Origin of the sequence: Kitasatospora sp. NPDC057015, assembly GCF_042673745.1 — a bacterium.
Classification (GTDB): domain Bacteria; phylum Actinomycetota; class Actinomycetes; order Streptomycetales; family Streptomycetaceae; genus Kitasatospora.
The window spans coordinates 97,791-113,629 of the sequence record NZ_JBHUSG010000033.1; the positions used below are offsets into that span (position 1 = coordinate 97,791).

Annotated in this window: 13 protein-coding genes; 11 read left to right on the forward strand and 2 right to left on the reverse strand. The window is 73.1% G+C overall.

From position 1 onward, the window contains the following. Nucleotides 1–29: 29 nt before the first annotated feature. Together ACFTWP_RS26945 and ACFTWP_RS26950 are read right to left on the reverse strand one after the other, a co-directional pair. On the reverse strand, nucleotides 30–2,444 hold the full coding sequence (locus tag ACFTWP_RS26945) for a glycoside hydrolase family 65 protein (RefSeq protein WP_380267448.1): 2,415 nt from the start codon (nucleotides 2,442–2,444) through the stop codon (nucleotides 30–32). Continuing rightward, on the reverse strand, nucleotides 2,441–3,145 hold the full coding sequence (locus ACFTWP_RS26950; protein WP_380267449.1) for a pyridoxamine 5'-phosphate oxidase family protein: 705 nt from the start codon (nucleotides 3,143–3,145) through the stop codon (nucleotides 2,441–2,443). Before ACFTWP_RS26950 ends, ACFTWP_RS26945 begins: the two co-directional genes overlap by 4 nt. Before the next feature lie 250 nt (nucleotides 3,146–3,395). Between ACFTWP_RS26950 and ACFTWP_RS26955 the strand changes: the two genes are divergently transcribed. The 11 genes from ACFTWP_RS26955 (at nucleotide 3,396) to ACFTWP_RS27005 (ending at nucleotide 15,012) form a co-directional block, all read left to right on the forward strand. Further along, nucleotides 3,396–6,140: a GNAT family N-acetyltransferase gene (locus ACFTWP_RS26955; RefSeq protein WP_380267450.1), complete on the forward strand. Its 2,745-nt coding sequence runs from the start codon at nucleotides 3,396–3,398 to the stop codon at nucleotides 6,138–6,140. 344 nt (nucleotides 6,141–6,484) lie between these two features. Continuing rightward, nucleotides 6,485–7,180 (forward strand): CBS domain-containing protein, encoded by a 696-nt coding sequence (locus ACFTWP_RS26960; protein ID WP_380267451.1) that lies wholly within the window; start codon nucleotides 6,485–6,487, stop codon nucleotides 7,178–7,180. A gap of 123 nt (nucleotides 7,181–7,303) precedes the next feature. Next, entirely contained in the window at nucleotides 7,304–7,777 is a 474-nt protein-coding gene (locus ACFTWP_RS26965; protein WP_380267452.1) for a CBS domain-containing protein, read from the forward strand. Then, complete coding sequence (locus tag ACFTWP_RS26970; protein ID WP_380267453.1) at nucleotides 7,774–8,376, forward strand: CBS domain-containing protein; 603 nt, start codon at nucleotides 7,774–7,776, stop codon at nucleotides 8,374–8,376. Before ACFTWP_RS26965 ends, ACFTWP_RS26970 begins: the two co-directional genes overlap by 4 nt. Nucleotides 8,377–8,570: 194 nt before the next feature. Further along, complete coding sequence (locus ACFTWP_RS26975) at nucleotides 8,571–8,852, forward strand: SHOCT domain-containing protein (protein WP_380267454.1); 282 nt, start codon at nucleotides 8,571–8,573, stop codon at nucleotides 8,850–8,852. Between the two features lie 28 nt (nucleotides 8,853–8,880). Then, nucleotides 8,881–9,882, forward strand: coding sequence for an Acg family FMN-binding oxidoreductase (locus tag ACFTWP_RS26980; protein ID WP_380267455.1), 1,002 nt, complete (start codon nucleotides 8,881–8,883; stop codon nucleotides 9,880–9,882). A gap of 158 nt (nucleotides 9,883–10,040) precedes the next feature. Then, nucleotides 10,041–10,712 carry a DUF4389 domain-containing protein gene (locus ACFTWP_RS26985; protein ID WP_380267456.1) on the forward strand — a complete coding sequence of 224 codons (672 nt, stop codon included), beginning with the start codon at nucleotides 10,041–10,043 and terminating at the stop codon, nucleotides 10,710–10,712. A gap of 249 nt (nucleotides 10,713–10,961) precedes the next feature. Then, nucleotides 10,962–12,701 carry a GAF domain-containing protein gene (locus tag ACFTWP_RS26990; RefSeq protein ID WP_380267457.1) on the forward strand — a complete coding sequence of 580 codons (1,740 nt, stop codon included), beginning with the start codon at nucleotides 10,962–10,964 and terminating at the stop codon, nucleotides 12,699–12,701. Between the two features lie 344 nt (nucleotides 12,702–13,045). After that, the gene (locus ACFTWP_RS26995) at nucleotides 13,046–13,495 is read left to right on the forward strand and encodes a pyridoxamine 5'-phosphate oxidase family protein (RefSeq protein ID WP_380267458.1); all 450 of its coding nucleotides are present in this window, start codon (nucleotides 13,046–13,048) and stop codon (nucleotides 13,493–13,495) included. Between the two features lie 82 nt (nucleotides 13,496–13,577). Beyond that, nucleotides 13,578–14,240 carry a hypothetical protein gene (locus ACFTWP_RS27000; RefSeq protein WP_380267459.1) on the forward strand — a complete coding sequence of 221 codons (663 nt, stop codon included), beginning with the start codon at nucleotides 13,578–13,580 and terminating at the stop codon, nucleotides 14,238–14,240. Between the two features lie 91 nt (nucleotides 14,241–14,331). Next, complete coding sequence (locus tag ACFTWP_RS27005; RefSeq protein WP_380267460.1) at nucleotides 14,332–15,012, forward strand: helix-turn-helix domain-containing protein; 681 nt, start codon at nucleotides 14,332–14,334, stop codon at nucleotides 15,010–15,012. Nucleotides 15,013–15,839: the final 827 nt, after the last annotated feature.

The window sequence follows — 15,839 nt, forward strand, 5'->3', positions numbered from 1 at the left end:
CCGGGCCCGGGAGCGGCAGGCGGCCGGGCTCAGAGCGAGAACCGATGACTCCCGCCCGGCCGGACGGTCGTCGACGAGCCCCGGAAGCCGACCCGGACGGGCTCCTGGTGACTCTCGCGAAGGCTGACCTCGACCGAGCGCCGGTCGAGGGAGAGCGCGATGCCCCAGTGGCCGCGGTAGCGGAGATCCAGGTCCATCCGGCCGATCGCCGACGGCAGCCGCGGATCGAGCCAGATCGTGTCCTGGCGGATCTCCAGACCCGTGTAGCAGCGCTGCAGGAGGTCGACGGTGCCCGCCATGGCACCGAGGTGGACGCCCTCGGCCGTGGTCCCGCCCTGCACGTCGGTGAGGTCGCCGTCGAGGGCGTCGCGGAAGAACCTCCAGGAGGCGCGCCGGTCGCTGCGGGTCAGGACCCAGGCGTGCACCACCGCGCTGAGCGTCGAACCGTGGACGGTGCGCCGCAGGTAGTGGTCCGTCGTGCGGCGCAGCAGCTCGTGGCCGGCCGGATAGCCGAGCCGGCGCAGGAGGCCGCGCACCTCGTGCGCGGAGAACAGGTAGAACAGCATCAGGGCGTCGGCCTGCTTCGACGCCTTGTAGCGGTTCACCGTGTCGCCCTCGGCCTCCAGGATGCGATCCAGCCGGCGCAGGTCGGGGTAGCGCCGGCGGTAGGCGGCCCAGTCGAGTTCGGCGAGGCGCTCGTAGCCGTCGAACTGGCTGAGCACTCCGTCGTGGAAGGGCACGTGCAGCCGTCGGCTCACCTCCTGCCAGCGGTCGAGTTCAGCCCGGTCGAGCCCGAGCCGCTCCAGCAGTTCGTCACGTCGGTAGTCGGGCAGCGCCTCCACGGCGTCCAGGGCGCGGGCCAGCACCCAGGAGGCCAGCACGTTGGTGTAGGCGTTGTCGTCGAGCCCCGGCCGGTCGGACCAGGGGTAGGCGTCGTGGTACTCGTCCGGTCCGAGGACGCCGCGGATCGAGTACCGCTCGCGGTGCGGGTCGTACACGGCCGACGAGGACCAGAAGCGGGCGATCTCCGCCAGCATCTCGGCGCCGGTGCCGGCGAGGAAGTCCAGGTCGCCGGTGGCCTGGTAGTGCTGCCAGACGTTGTAGGCGACGGCGGAGCCGACGTGGCGCTGGAGGTGGCTGTGGTCGGGCAGCCAGCGGCCGGAGAGCGGGTTCAGGTGCAGCTGCTGGGACTCCTCCCGGCCGTCGGCGGCGCTCTGCCACGGGTACATCGCGCCCCGCAGGCCCACGGCCCGGGCGGCCTGCCGGGCGGCGTCGAGCCGGCGGTGGCGGTAGCGCAGAACGGCGCGGGCCAGCTCGGGAAACCGCAGGTTGAGCAGCTGGAGGACGAACAGTTCGTCCCAGAAGACGTGCCCGCGGTAGGCCTCTCCGTGCAGGCCGCGTGCCGGGATGCCGACGTCGAGGTCGACGGAGTGCTCGGAGTAGGTCTGCAGCAGGTGGAACAGGTGCAGGCGCACCGTGCCGATGCCGTCGAAGTCCGCGTCGATCCGGCAGCGGCGCCACAGCTCCGTCCAGCGCAGGGCGTGGTCACGGGCGAGGTCGCCGAAGCCGGGTGCCTGCTGCACCAGTGTCCGGGCGGCGCGCAGCGGAGCGCCGATCGCGGGGTCGCGGGAGGTGTACACCGAGACCGTCTTCTCCACGGTGACCGGTGATCCCCGCACCGCCTCCAGGACGAGGACCTGGGCCGCCCAGCCCGCTCGGACCTCGTCGGTGCGGGCTGCCGGGACGGTGACGCCGGCCCGGTGCACGCGTGTCCGGGCGGCCAGCGCGACGCGCAGCGGCGATCCGGTGGCGGCCACCTGGAGCCACAGCGTGCCGTCGGCGTCCACACCCTGCCCGTCCGGTACGAGGTGCCGGCCGGTCAGGCCCCGGTAGCGCGCCACGCCGCTGTTGGACACGTCCCCGTCGAGCGCTGAGCGGACCTCCAGCCGGCCGGACCAGTTCTCGGGGACCAGCTCCGTCTCCAGCGCGAGCAGATGCGGCTGGGCCTGGCTGGCGATCCGGCGTTGGGTCAGCCGGGTCCGGCGGCCGTGCCCGTCCACGACCAGCGCCCGCCGGGTCAGGACGCCCGCGCGCAGATCGAGTTCCAGGCTCTCGGACGCGGCGGGTCCGGTGAACCAGTCGCCCTTCGCCGGGCGGAAGGTGAGGGGGAGCCAGTTCGGGCAGTTGACCAGGTCCTCGTTCTCGACGGTCCGACCGCCGATCACGGAGATCGCCCGGTCGTAGCAGCCGGCCAGGTACGTCCCGGGGTAGTGGACGCCGTCTGCGTGACTCTCCGGCGCGGCGGCGCGGCTGACCAGGTAGCCGTTGCCGACCGCGCAGAGGACCTCACGGACGCCCTCGTCCGCCGGGTCGAAGCCCTCGTAGCCGAGTCGCCAGGGATCGGAGGGTGCGGAGCTCCGGGAGCGCCCGTGCCTGTCGCTCACGACGGGTCGTCGGAGGGCGTCGTCTCGGCGGTGCGGATGACGCGTCCGGTGATCTTTTCAGGGCGGATCCGCACCCAGGTGTCGCGTCGGCCGCCCACCCAGGGCCGGGGATCGGCGTGCTTCCCGAACCATTCCATGGCATCCGCCTCCGTGACCTGATGGGCCGGGCCGGTGACGAGGACGCTCCAGCCGACGCCGAACGCCCCGTCGAGCTGGTCGACCTCGAAGGCGACCCGCTCGCCCACCGCGGCGGCGGTGGTGCTCTCCGCGGTGGTGCGGTAGAGCACCGTGCCGTCCAGGATGCGGTAGTTGACCGGCAGGACCACTGGACCCTCGGGCGTGGACAGGGCGACCCGGCCGACTCCACCCGGTTCCATCTTCGCCCAGCACTCCCAGGGCTGCAGTTCCTCGACCACCGGGCGGAGGACCGGCGTGGCCTGTCCGGGCGGCGAGTCGAATCCGCCGCCGAGCAGATACCGGACCGAGGTGCCGAGCGCGCCGGCCAGCGCCGTGATCGTCTCCAGGGTGACGGCGGCCGGCTGCGACTCCAGGTATTCGAGGTAGCTGACGGCCACCTTGGCCCGCACCGCCACCTGCTCGCGAGTGAGGCCCAGTTGCTTACGGCGGTGTGCGACGCGGCGGCCGACGTCGCCGGGGTGCGCGGGGTCCACCTGGGCGCGACCGCGATCCGTTGTACTCATGAACATCGTCCCCTTCCAGTCATGGGCACCCGTGGCCCGTCGACAGCTGTCACCTCCCCGACTCCCATCCTTCGCCGGGCCCGGGACCTGTTACCAGGGCCGTTCGGGCCCCAGGACGAGATGAACGGACCCTGACGGAGGCGGCCGGCGGACCGACCGGCCCTGGTGTGGCACCGCGGTGCGGGCGGACGCTGGAATCGGCCCGCCACCGGGCGCCTGCCACGGCCGGGCCGGATCGAGGGAGCCGCAGATGTCCACCGTCCAGCGCCTGCCGTCCGCCGCCGAGGCACTGTTGGCCGACGGCACCACCGCGATCATCCGGCCACTCGAACCGGCGGACCGGGCGGCCGCGTTCGACCTGCACGCCGTACGGATGTCCGAGGCGAGCCGCAGGATGAGGTTCTTCGGCGTCAGCCGCCGGGCACCGCGGCTCGCCGCCGACCGGCTGTGCGGGCCGCCCCGTCCCGGCTTTCTCGCGCTGGGCGCCTGGGCGGGCGGCGAGCTGGTCGGAGAGGCCGACTACGAGACCGAGGAGGGGCACGAGGACACCGCGGAGCTGGCGTTGGCCGTCGCCGACGCCTGGCAGCACCGTGGCGTCGGGACCCTGCTGATCGAGCACCTGATCCATGCGGCTCGCGAACGCGGCATCCACTCGATCGAGGCCGACACCCTCGCCGGCAACCGGGCGGTCCACAAGGTCTTCTCCGACCTCGGGCTCCCCGTCCACCGCCGCTTCGAGCAGGGCGGGATCCACGTGCGCGTCGCGCTGGACGAGGCCGCCGAGCACTACCACGAGGCCGTCGACGAACGCGGCCGGGCCGCCGGCGTGGCCAGCCTCACGGCGTTGCTGCGGCCCCGCTCCGTCGCGGTGGTCGGCGCCTCCCGGCGGCCCGGTTCGGTCGGCCAGGCGGTGCTGCTCAAGATCCGCCAGGGTGGATTCGCCGGCCCGGTGTGGGCCGTCAACCCGCACGCCGACACGGTCGCCGGCGAGCCCGCCCATCCATCGGTCACCGGCCTGCCCGCAGTGCCCGACCTCGCTATGCTGGCCGTGCCGCCCGCCGCGGTGGCGAGCGTCGCGCAGGAGTGCGGCCGGGCCGGGGCCCGGGCCCTGGTGGTACTCACCTCCGGTCTGGACGCCGCGACCGCCCGGCAGCTGATGCACGCCTGCCGCCGTCACAGCATGCGCCTGGTCGGCCCGAACAGCCTCGGTATCGTCCAGACCGACCCGGCGGTCGCCCTGGACGCCGAGTTCGGCGGTGCCTTCCCGCTGCCCGGCACCGCGGGGGTGGCCGCCCAGTCGGGCGGCGTCGGCATCGCCCTGATCGAGCGGCTCGCCTGGCTCGGCATCGGCGTCTCCAGCTTCGTCTCCCTCGGGGACAAGTACGACGTCAGCGGCAACGACCTGCTGCAGTGGTGGGAGAGCGACGGCCGTACCGACCTGGCGCTGCTGCACCTCGAATCCTTCGGCAGTCCGCGGGCCTTCGCCCGCACCGCCCGCCGGGTCACCCGCAGGTTCCCCGTACTGACCGTCGACGCCGGTCGCTCCGCCGCCGGACGCCGGGGCGCCGCCTCACACACGGCGGCCGCCGCCACACCGACGGTGACCCGGGAGGCGCTGTTCCGCCAGGCGGGAATCACCGCGGCCCGGGGCATCGCGGAGCTGGTGGAAACCGCGGCCCTCCTGCACAGCCAGCCGCTGCCCGGCACCCGCGGCACCGTCGCCGTGGTCTCCAACGCCGGGGGCATCGGCATCCTGGCCGCCGACGCCTGCGCCGAGGCCGGGCTGGACCTGCCGACGCTGCCCGCGGACCTGGCGGCCGGCCTGCTCGCCCGTCTCCCCGAGGGCGCGAGCGCCACCAATCCCGTGGACACCACCGCGGCCGCCGATCCCGGCGAGCTGCGCGCGTGCGTGGACACGCTGGTCGACAGCGGAGCGGTGGACGCGTTGCTGGTCTGCCTGGTGCCGACCGCCCTGGTTGTGGACGCGCGGCAGGACCCCGTCCGGACCCTGCTGGACGCGCCCGCCCGACGCCGGATCCCGGTCTCCGCCGTCCGGATCAGCCAGGAGGTCCCGGTCCAGTACCTCACCTGCGCCGACGGCGGGCTCCTCCCCGTCTACGCCGACGCCGTCGCCGCCGCCCGGGCCTTCGCCCACGCCCGCGACCGGGCGCGGTGGCTGGCGGAGCCGGCCGGCCCGGACGCCGAGGCGACCGGCACCGACCCCGGGGCGGCCCGGGCGCTCGCCGACGACTTCCTCGCCGCCCACCCGGACGGCGGCTGGCTCGACCCGTCCGCGACCGCCCGACTCCTGGAGTCCTACGGACTCCCGCTCACCACGTCGCTCTGGGCCCGGGACGAACACGCCACCGTCGTCGCTGCGCGGGCGCTACGCCAGGTCGGCCACGACGGCAAGGTCGCGATGAAGGCCTACTGGCCTGAGCAGGTCCACAAGAGCGCGGCCGGGGCCGTCCGCACCGGCCTGGCGCGGGAGAGCGAAGTCCGGGCGGTCTGGCACGAGTTCGCGGAGCGCTTCGGCGACCGGATGGCGGGCGTCGTCGTGCAGCCGATGGCTCGGCCCGGCCTGGAACTGCTCGCCGGCATCGTGCAGGACCACGTGTTCGGCCCCCTGGTCGTCCTCGGGCTCGGCGGCACCGCCACCGACGTGCTCGACGACCGGTCGACCCGGCTCGCCCCGCTGACCGAACGCGACCTCACCACGATGGTGACGGAACTGCGCGGCGCCCCGATGCTCCTGGGCCGCCCGGGAATGCCGCCGGTCGACGTGGCCGCCGTGCGGCGGGTGCTCGCCGCGCTGTCCGCGTTGGCCGTCGATCTCCCCCAACTCGCCGAGGCCGACCTCAACCCGCTGATGGCCGGGCCGGACGGACTCCTGTGTGTGGACGCCAGAATCCGCCTGGAACCGCTGCCCGTCTTCGACCCCTACCTGCGCCGACTGTGCCGGCCGCCGGACACGGACGCTCCGGAGGAACGATGAACCACAGCATGTTCGACGGCGCGCCGACCGAGTCCTTCGCCCACACCGACACCGCGCGGGCGCCCGGCCGGGCGCCGGTCCGCCACCGGACGAGCAGGCCGGCCGTCGCCGTCGCCGTTGTCCCGAGCGCCGACTCCGCCCGCATGGTTACGGCGATCACCGCTGGTCACGGCGATCACCGCGTCCTGGCGGGGGGGGCTTCCCGTGCTCCAGCCGGACGGCGGAGCGGTCGGTGTGGTGGGCCGCTCCGGCCCGGGCGTCTGGACCGAACGGCCCTGTGCGACCGCCACGGGTGGGCGGACAGTGGGAGGACGGAAGGCACTACCCGTGAAGGGGTGAGGACCATGCAGCACCGCAGCGTCCGTGACGTGATGACCCAGGAGGTCGTCACCGCCGGGCCCGACACGTCGTTCAAGGAGATCGCGGGGCTCTTCCACCGCAACGACATCACCGCGATCCCGGTCGTCGACGACCAGCGGCGCCCGATCGGCATGGTTTCGGAAGCCGACCTGATCCGTAAGGAGGCGGTGCTGCCAGACCCCGAGGGGCGCGCTCCCGGCCGCTGGCTGGACGCGCACGACCGCGCACGGGCGGAGGCGGAGACCGCCGGCGGGCTGATGACGAGCCCGGCCGTCACCGCCCACGCGGGGTGGACGATTCCCGAGGCCGCCCGCGCGATGGACCGCCACAAGGTGAAGCGGCTTCCGGTGGTCGACGAGGCAGGCCGGCTGGTCGGCATCGTCAGCCGCCGCGACCTGCTCCAGGTCTTCCTGCGCCATGACGCCGCGATCCGCCAGGAGATCATGCACGACGTGCTCGGCCAGACCCTCTGGCTGGCCCCCGACGATGTCCAGGTGGGGGTGCAGGACGGCATCGTGACGCTCACCGGCCGCTTGCCGCGCCGGAGCCTGATCCCGATCGCCGAGCAACTGTGCCGGGCGGTCGACGGCGTAGTCGCCGTGCACCAGACGCTCGACTGGATTGAGGACGACACCGACGTCCCGGTGGAGCACCCCCGCGCCTACCGCGCGGGGAGATGACCTGCGGACCGGCGCCCGCAGCCGCTACTAGGAGGGCGTACTTGTCGGGCGTCGAGGCCGCGCACATGCGGTGCGGATCCGTACCCCGTGCACCCGAGATCTCGATCCCCTGGAGCAGCAGCGATGCGAGTCGCCGATCTGATGATCACCCCACCGATTGCCGTGCCGCCGCACACCACCGCGCGACAGGCGGCCCGCCGCATGGACTACGAGGCCGTCGGCTGCGTGCTCGTCGCCGAGCGCGGCACCCTCCACGGCATCCTCACCGACCGCGACCTGGTCGTCCGGGCGCTGGCCCCGAGCGCCGACCCGGAGACGCCGGTGTCCGCGTTCATGTCCGCCCCCGTCGTCACGGTGGGCGTGGCCGACGATCTGGAGGCCGCCTACCGGGCCTTCCGCCGGACCGGGGTGCGGCGCCTGCCCGTACTGGACGGGCACCGGCTGGTCGGGCTCCTCGCCATCGACGACCTCTTCCTCGACGTCCTGCAACGCCTGTCCGACCTGCTCGGGCCGCTGTCGTTCAGCGTTCTCCGGGAAGGCAGCGCCGGCCCGGGCCCCGCAGGCACACCGCCCGATCCCCTCAGGAGCACGCCATGACACGCCAGTGGAACACCGTCGGTGAGGTGATGACCCACGCCGTCGTCGCCGTGGGCCGCGATGCGACCTTCCGAGAAATCCTGGACACGCTCCAACGCTGGAAGGTCAGCGCCGTTCCCGTCCTTGCCGGTGACGGCCGGGTGATCGGCGTCGTCTCCGAGGCCGACCTGCTCACCACCCAGGACCGGGAAGCGGACCGCACGAAGGCGTTCACCGCCGGAGAGATGATGTCGGAGCCGGCCGTCACCGTGCACACGGGGAGTCCGACGGCGGAGGCCGGCCGGGCCATGGCGCGCGGACACCTCAAACGACTCCCCGTGGTGGACGACGAGGGCTATCTGGTCGGGATCGTGAGCCGCGGTGACCTGCTCAGGATTCACCTCCGGGCCGACGAGGATCTTGCCGGACAGGTGAAGTTCGAGCTTCTCGCAACCCTTTCCCCGGAGCAGGCGGCAGCGGTCGACGTCCGGGCCGAGGAGGGGAGGATCGTCCTGTCGGGCACCCTGCCGGACGCCCCGGCCCTCCTCGTCCTGGAACGTCTGGTCCGGGCCGTTCCCGGAGTGGTGGATGTCGACGTGAGGGCCGTCGCCGCAGCCTGACGCGCCTGGCCGCGGCCGCAGGCTGCAGGCGGCCGTGATCGCAGCCCACGCCGACGCCGAGCGGCATCCGACCCGGCCGCACGGACCCTGATCGGCCCGGCGGATCGAGCCGGTCGGCCCAAGCCAGGAGCCGCGACCGGGCGCACCGTGGGGAGTGAGGCAACAGCCTCCCCTCTCACCACCGGGAGCCTGCGATGAGGTACTGGAACGACCATGACATGGGCGGTTGGGGCTTCGGCCTGATGGCCGTCGGCATCCTTCTGCTGCTGGGAACGCTGGTCGTCGTCGCGGTCGCCCTCGGCCGCTACCTCGGTCAACTGCCCCCGCAGAGCCCGCCCGACGGGCAGCTCGTCCCGCCGCCGTCGCCCGAACAGGTGCTGTCCGAGCGCTACGCCCGGGGCGAGATCGACGCCGACGAGTACCGCCACCGCCTCGACACCCTGAGATCCGGTCCCGCCGGGCCGGTATCCGGCTGACCCCGCCGACCGACGCAGGGAGGACGCCATGGACATCTTGGCTCTCGACGATGCGGCGCTGGAGACGCTGCTCTCCGCCGCGCTCGCCGCGCCGTCCATCCACAACAGTCAGCCGTGGCACTTCCGGCTGGACCCGGCCACCTCGACGGTCCAGGTGCGGGCCCGCCGGGAACGCTCGCTGCCGGTCACCGATCCGGACGAGCGGGCGCTGCACATGTCCGTCGGAGCGGCGGTTCTCAACCTTCGGGTCGCCGCCCGCCGAATGGGCTGGGCGCCCCTGGTGCGGCTGCTGCCCGACTCCACCGAACCCGATCTGCTGGCCGCGATCGAGCTGGACGAGCAATCCCGCGTCCAGCTCGCGAGCACCGCCGACCTGTACGCCGCGATCTGGCGCCGGCACACCGTCCGGACCCCGTTCACCGGGCAGCCGATCCCTGCCGCGGTGCTCGACCAACTCGCCGAGACCGCGCAGGCGGAGGAGGCGCTGCTGCGGTTCCCGGTCGGTGAGGAGCGAAACCGCCTGATGCAGCTGACCGCGGAAGCCGAGTGGCGCAACACCACCGATCCCGTGCGCAGTTCGGAGAGCCGCAGCTGGGTCCAGGGGCCGGACGCTCCCGCCTACGGGATCCCCCCTGCCGCGCTGGGTCCGCAGGACAGCGCCGGTCGGATGCCTGTGCGGGACTTCTCGGCCGCTCGCCCCGCGGAGCCCCTGCCGCCGACTCCGTTCGAGTCGGACCCCTGCATCGCGGTCCTCGCCACCTGGGACGACGCACCGGTGGACTGGCTGCACGCCGGCATGGCACTGGAGCATGTGCTGCTGGTCGCGACCACGCACCAGGTCCGGTCATCACTCCTGCACCAAGCCATGGAATGGCCTGAACTGCGTCGCGCCGCCGGCGACTCCCGGCACGGCCCGGGCTGCGCGCAGGTGCTCATCCGCCTCGGCTACGGGCCGGAGGGCACGCCGACGCCCCGGCTCGCCGTTTCCGACGTCCTCGATCCCGAGGACCACGGTCTCGGCCGGTCGTGAACGCCACGGCCGGCCTTCCGCCGCAGGTGACCGAAACGACCGGCCCGGGTTCGGCGGAGGGCTGCCGGTCCTGGCGGCCGGAGGCGCAGGACGACGCAGGACGACGCAGGATGGCCGTGGCAGCCATGACCGCGGTGTATCCGAAGGAGATGATCCGCATGGCCCCCTCGGCAACCGGCCAGCCGGTACGCGTCGACGCGCGACTCGACCTGCCACTGTCACGTTGGTTGTGGCTGGTGAAGTGGGTCCTGGCGATCCCGCACTGGATCGTCCTGTTCTTCCTCTGGATCGCCTTCGTCCTCCTCAGCGTGGTCGCCTTCTTCGCGATCCTCTTCACCGGCCGCTACCCGCGCCCGGTCTTCGACTTCAATCTCGGCGTGCTGCGATGGTCCTGGAGGGTGTCCTACTACTCCTACGGAGCGCTGGGCACCGATCGGTACCCGCCGTTCACCCTGGGGGAGGAGGCCGACTACCCCGCCCACCTGGACATCGACTACCCCGAGCAGCTCTCGCGAGGCCTGGTACTGGTCAAGTGGTGGCTGCTGGCGATCCCGCAGTACGCCCTCGTAGCGATCTTCGTAGGCGGCGGGGGCCGGGAGGACTGGGCCGGCGGGGGCCTGGTGGGCCTGCTGGTGCTGTTCGCGGGGGTCGCCCTGGCCGTGACCGGCCGCTACCCGCTCGGGATCTTCGATCTCGTCGTCGGTCTCGACCGCTGGGTGCTGAGGGTCGCCGCCTACGCCGCACTGATGACCGACGCCTATCCGCCGTTCCGTCTGGACCAAGGCGGCACGGAACCCGGCAGCGTCCCCGGCACGGCAGGACCGCGGTGACGGTCGGCCACCGCAGCGCTCCGGACGGAGGCCAAGGCGACCTGTACTCCTCCCGGTGCCACCCCGCCGTCCGACCTGCCGCCCCAGGGCCTGGAGCACGCCGAAGCCGCCCGGCGGTCGGCGCGTGACAGGCCCGACCGGACCGTCACCACCCAGCGGAATCCGACCGGAGGGACAGCCCAGGTCGCCCGCCCTAGTCTGGGACCCGGGGGCCGTGGACCTTGTGCCATCTGCGAACGGAGCGATGCGGTGGGCTCACCCTCGGAGCCGGGCCCCACCGACTCGGTGCAGCCCGGTCTCGACGACCTCCTGAGTGCGCTGCAGTCGCGGCTGGACAGCGCGCAGGACACCGCGCGTCGGATCCACAGCCTCCTGGAGGCGGTGCTCGTGGTCGGCCGCGAACTGGACCTCGACCAGGTGCTCCGGCACATCGTGGAGGCCGCGCTCACCCTCGTGGACGCGGAGTACGGAGCGCTCGGTGTCATCGGTGAGGACCAGCGCCTGTCCCGGTTCATTCCCGTCGGTATCGACCAGGAGCGGATCGAGCACATCGGTGCGCTACCGAGCGGGCACGGCCTCCTGGGCGAGCTGATCCGCCATCCGGAGCCGCTGCGCCTGGCGGAGATCTCCGAGCACCCGTCCTCGTACGGGCTTCCGGAGCACCACCCGCCGATGCACAGTTTCCTGGGCGTGCCGATCCGGGTCGGCGACAGGGTCTACGGCAACCTCTACCTGACCGAGAAGCGCGGTGGCGCGGAGTTCGACGCCGAGGACGAAGCCGTTCTCGAAACCCTGGCGGCGGCGGCCGGCGTGGCCGTCGACAACGCCCGACTGTACACACAGGCGAGGCTGAGCGAGCGCTGGCTGGCAGCGACGGCAGAGGTCACCAACAGTCTGTTGTCGGGCAGCTCCCAGCAGGAGGTGTTCGACCTTCTGATCGCGCGGGCGGCCGACATCGCCGGCGCGGACCTGACGGTTGTGGCACTGCCCTCCGCGGACAGCCGGAGCCTTGAGGTGAGAGTCGCCGTCGGACTGGACGCGGAAGTGCACAGGGGGCTCGTCCTGCCGAGGGAAGGATCCTTCGTCGGTGCCGCCATCCGGACCGGCGGGCTGGTCACCACCGCTGACGTGCGCAAGGACCCGAGGATCACCGCCGGGCCGCCGCGGTGGGCCGGGCTCGGTCCGGCCGCCGCCGTGCCGATCGGCACGGCGGCGGGAGGGGTCCGCGGTGTGCTGATGCTGGCCCGGGCAGAGGGCAAGCCGGCTTTCGGACCGGAGGAGGCCACCCCGCTGGCGGGTTTCGCGGGCCAGGCCGCCGTCGCGATGGAACTGGCCGAGCGCCGCCGGGACTCCGAGCAGGTCGCGCTGCTGGAGGAGCGCGACCGGATCGCCCGGGACCTGCACGACCTGGCGATCCAGCGCCTGTTCGCCACGGGGATGACCCTGCAGGGCGCCACCCGCTTCATCGAGCACCCCGAGGCGTCGGAGCGGGTGCTGCGGGCCATCGACGACCTCGACGAGACGGTGCGGACGATCCGCTCCAGCATCTTCGGGCTGCGGGCGAAGGATCGCGGACCGGTCGCCCACGGGCTGCGCGGAAGGGTGGTCGACACGGTCGACCGGGCGGCCGCCGGCCTCGGCTTCGCCCCCGGGCTGAGGATGGACGGACTGCTGGACCTCCGGGTGCCTCCGCCGGTGGCCGACGCGCTGGTGGCCGTCCTGGAGGAGGCCCTGTCGAACGTCGTCCGCCACGCGCGCGCCCACCGGGTCGAGGTGGACCTGAGCGCGGACGGCGAGCTGAACCTGACGGTCACCGACGACGGAGTCGGCCTCCCACAAGGCGGACCCCGAAGCGGGCTCGCCAACCTCGCGGAGCGGGCGCAGCACCTCGGTGGGAGCTTCCGGGCCGGTGCCGGCCCCGACGGCGGCACCCGGCTGGTGTGGCGGGTACCGCTTCCCGCGGCGGAACGAGGGACGCCGTCGAACTGACCCGCAGGGTGGGCCGATCCCGGATCAACGGGCCGGAGACCGGCGAATAGGGCCGTTCGGCGCACCGGGCGACCCGGACGGCCCCCGGAACGGGACGACCGGGACGCGCACGCTGGTGAGTGGGCGGGGAGACTCCGTCCACGGACTCGTCGGAGAGGTTGGCGTCATGTGCAGGAATTCCCCCCGCCATCCGCCCTCGATGCCCACCCGGACTGTCGCACCCGTGGTGAGTCGCGGCCCGACTGCTCGGGGGATTCCCCGGCGGCCCGGACCGTCCGGTCCCCCGCGCAGCGGGGCGGCCACCGAACCGCAACCCGCGACAGTGGCATCGGGAGGTGAGCCCGGTGGACCACTCCGACACCCCGAACGGCGACGCCCCTGAGGTGCGATCGGCGACCGGCCGTGGAGCCGAGCAGTGCACCCGGGAACAGAGTCTTGAGCTGCTCCACCAGACGGTGATCGGGCGACTCATCCACACCGACGACGCGATGCCCGCCGTCACTCCCTCCTGTTTCACGCTGGACAACCTCGGTGAGGTGGTCGTCCCCCTGCCCGCGAGCTGGCGGGCGGACCTGATGGACGGGGAGGTGGTCGGATTCCAGACGGACCACTTCGACGAGCAGACGCTCCAAGGCTGGACCGTGCTCGTCGTCGGCCGGTCCCGCCTGGTGACCGACCCCGTGAAGATCGCGGGTCTGAGGCATCGGGGGCCCCCGCACTGGGGACACCGACCCACCAGGGGATACCTCAGCATCCACCCGGAACTCGTCACCGGCCAACGGTTCGGATCATGACCTCACCGGCGTGGCTCGGGCCCAGCGGTCCCGGTCACCCGCGGGCGAGAACCAGGGCCGGTTCCCGGAGAGGAGGAGCGCCATGGCATCCGCACGCCCCGGAGCGGCCGGCCATGCCCTCAGGGCCGCACTCCGCACGCACGTCCGCAGGGCGGCCGGCCGCGAGCCGAACCCCCTCGGCCGCCGAAGCGACATGCAACGCAGCCGTCTCGTCGTCGCCCTCACGATCGCCCTGCTGATCTCGTTCGCCCTCGCGCTGCTGACGGCGCTGGCCGTTCTTCGCGTCGGCCAGCGGGAGGCACGGTACGACGGGCAGCACCGCCATCGCGTCACCGCGACCACCGTCGCGGCGGCCGTGGCGGACAGGCCGGCTTCACGATCCGGGGTCGGTGGCTTCCACGCGCAGGCGGTCTGGCACTTCCCGGCCGGCGTGCGCGGCAGCGGCCCGATCGGGGTCGGTTCGGCTGCTCCGGCAGGAACGGAGAGCACGGTCTGGGTCGATGACCACGGGCTGCCGGTGTCCGCGCCCCGTCCGGGGACGGAAATCGCCACGACGGCCGCCTTGACCGGGACGGGAACCATGATGCTGTCGTCGGGCGCCGTCTTCGCGGCCTACTGGCTCGGGAACCGCCGGATCGACCGACGCACCACGGCGGCCTGGGCGAAGGAGTGGGAGGGTGTGGAACCCGAATGGTCCGGCCGTCCCCGCCGCCCCCGCCGTCGCCCGGAGTTCGGCGACCAGTGAGTGCGGGCGCCTCGCCCTACCCGGACCGGAGCCGTCGGCAGCCCCCTTCCCCCGCCACCGATGACACGCTTGACCGCAGGAGGTCGATGACATGACCGGAAGCAGCCCCCCGCCCGAGGAGACCCGCGGGGCCCCACCCGCCAGGGGGAGTGTGGCCGAGCGCATCGCCCTGCGCACCCGGCAGCTCGGAATCACCCGCGCGGAGCTGGCGAACGGAGCGGGTATGTCACTCCGGTACCTCCAGCACCTGGAGGAACTCGGCGAGGACTTCGACCCGGCTGCCGTCGTGCGGCTGGCCGCTGTTCTGCAGATGACCTACGACGAGCTTCTGCACGGGAGAGCCGACCTTCCGCCCGGGCAGCCACCGCCGGGACCGGATCCCACGTTGGCGAAGCTGACCCCGGACGAATGCTGGGACCTGCTGTCGGATCACGGCATCGGGCGGCTGGCCCTGTCCTCGCAGTCGAGCCCCGCCATCCTGCCCGTCAACTACCTCGTCGACGCGCATTCGGTCGTCTACCGGACTTCCCGGAGGGGCACTGCCGCGGCTGCGGACGGCAGTGAGGTCGCCTTCGAGGTGGACCACCTCGACGACCCCCACAGTGGAGGCTGGAGCGTCCTCGTCGTCGGCACGGCCGAACGGATCGACGACGACACCGCACTGGGGCTCGCCGCGCAGCCCGGAGCGGAGTCCTGGGCGGCCGGAATCCGCGATCTCTGGGTGCGGATCCGCCCTACCCGGGTGACCGGTCGCCTGATCAGAACCTCGTGACCCTGACCGTCTCAGGACGATGAGCCGCACCTCTCGGGTCCGGTCCGTCACCTGAGGCGCCGCCCGTGAGACCCCCGCCGGCGCTGCCCGGGGCCGCACCTTCCGTGCGTCGGCGAGCAGGCCCGCCCGACGGTCGACGTGCCCCACCTGTCAAACCGTGGCCGGTTCAGGCGGTGACGGCAGGGCCTCCGAAGGCAGCACCACGGTGAAGGTGCTCTTCCCGGGGCGGCTGGTGAGCGTCACGGTACCGCCCTGGGCGGACACGACAGCTGGACGATCGCCAGCCCGACGCCGGTGCTCCCGTGCGTCCGGGCTCGGGCCCGGCGCTGGCCCGACCGGCCCCGCAGCGTCGATCGTACGGGCGGAGATCCGGCTTTCATGCTCGCCGCGACATGTCGGTCCACGCCCGGCGCAGCGCTGCCGGGTTGGGACACGGCTGGGTAACGGGTTGTTCGGTGGCCCTTGCCGGACGTGTCGCTCCCGGCGCACTCTCGTCCTGTCGCGGGACCCGCCGGCATCACCGCAGGCCGGTCCACGGCACGGCCGCGTCGGTGGAGCGCCGGCCGGACAGGCGGGCGGCACTGCATGACGGGACGCGCCGGCAGGGTGCGCTGCCACCATCGCGTCGGAACCGGTCCATCGCCGATGACCGACCGACCCCCGGGCCGGCGGGGTCCCGCCCCCGCATTCATCGCCGTGCCGTCCCCTGGTCGGCGTCCCGGCGGGCCACTAAGACCGTGTCCTACGTGGTGGTGGTCTCGTTGTATGGGTCATGGGGAGTGCTGAGTGGGGATGGATCGTTCCTGATGGATTGTGGGAAGTGGTCG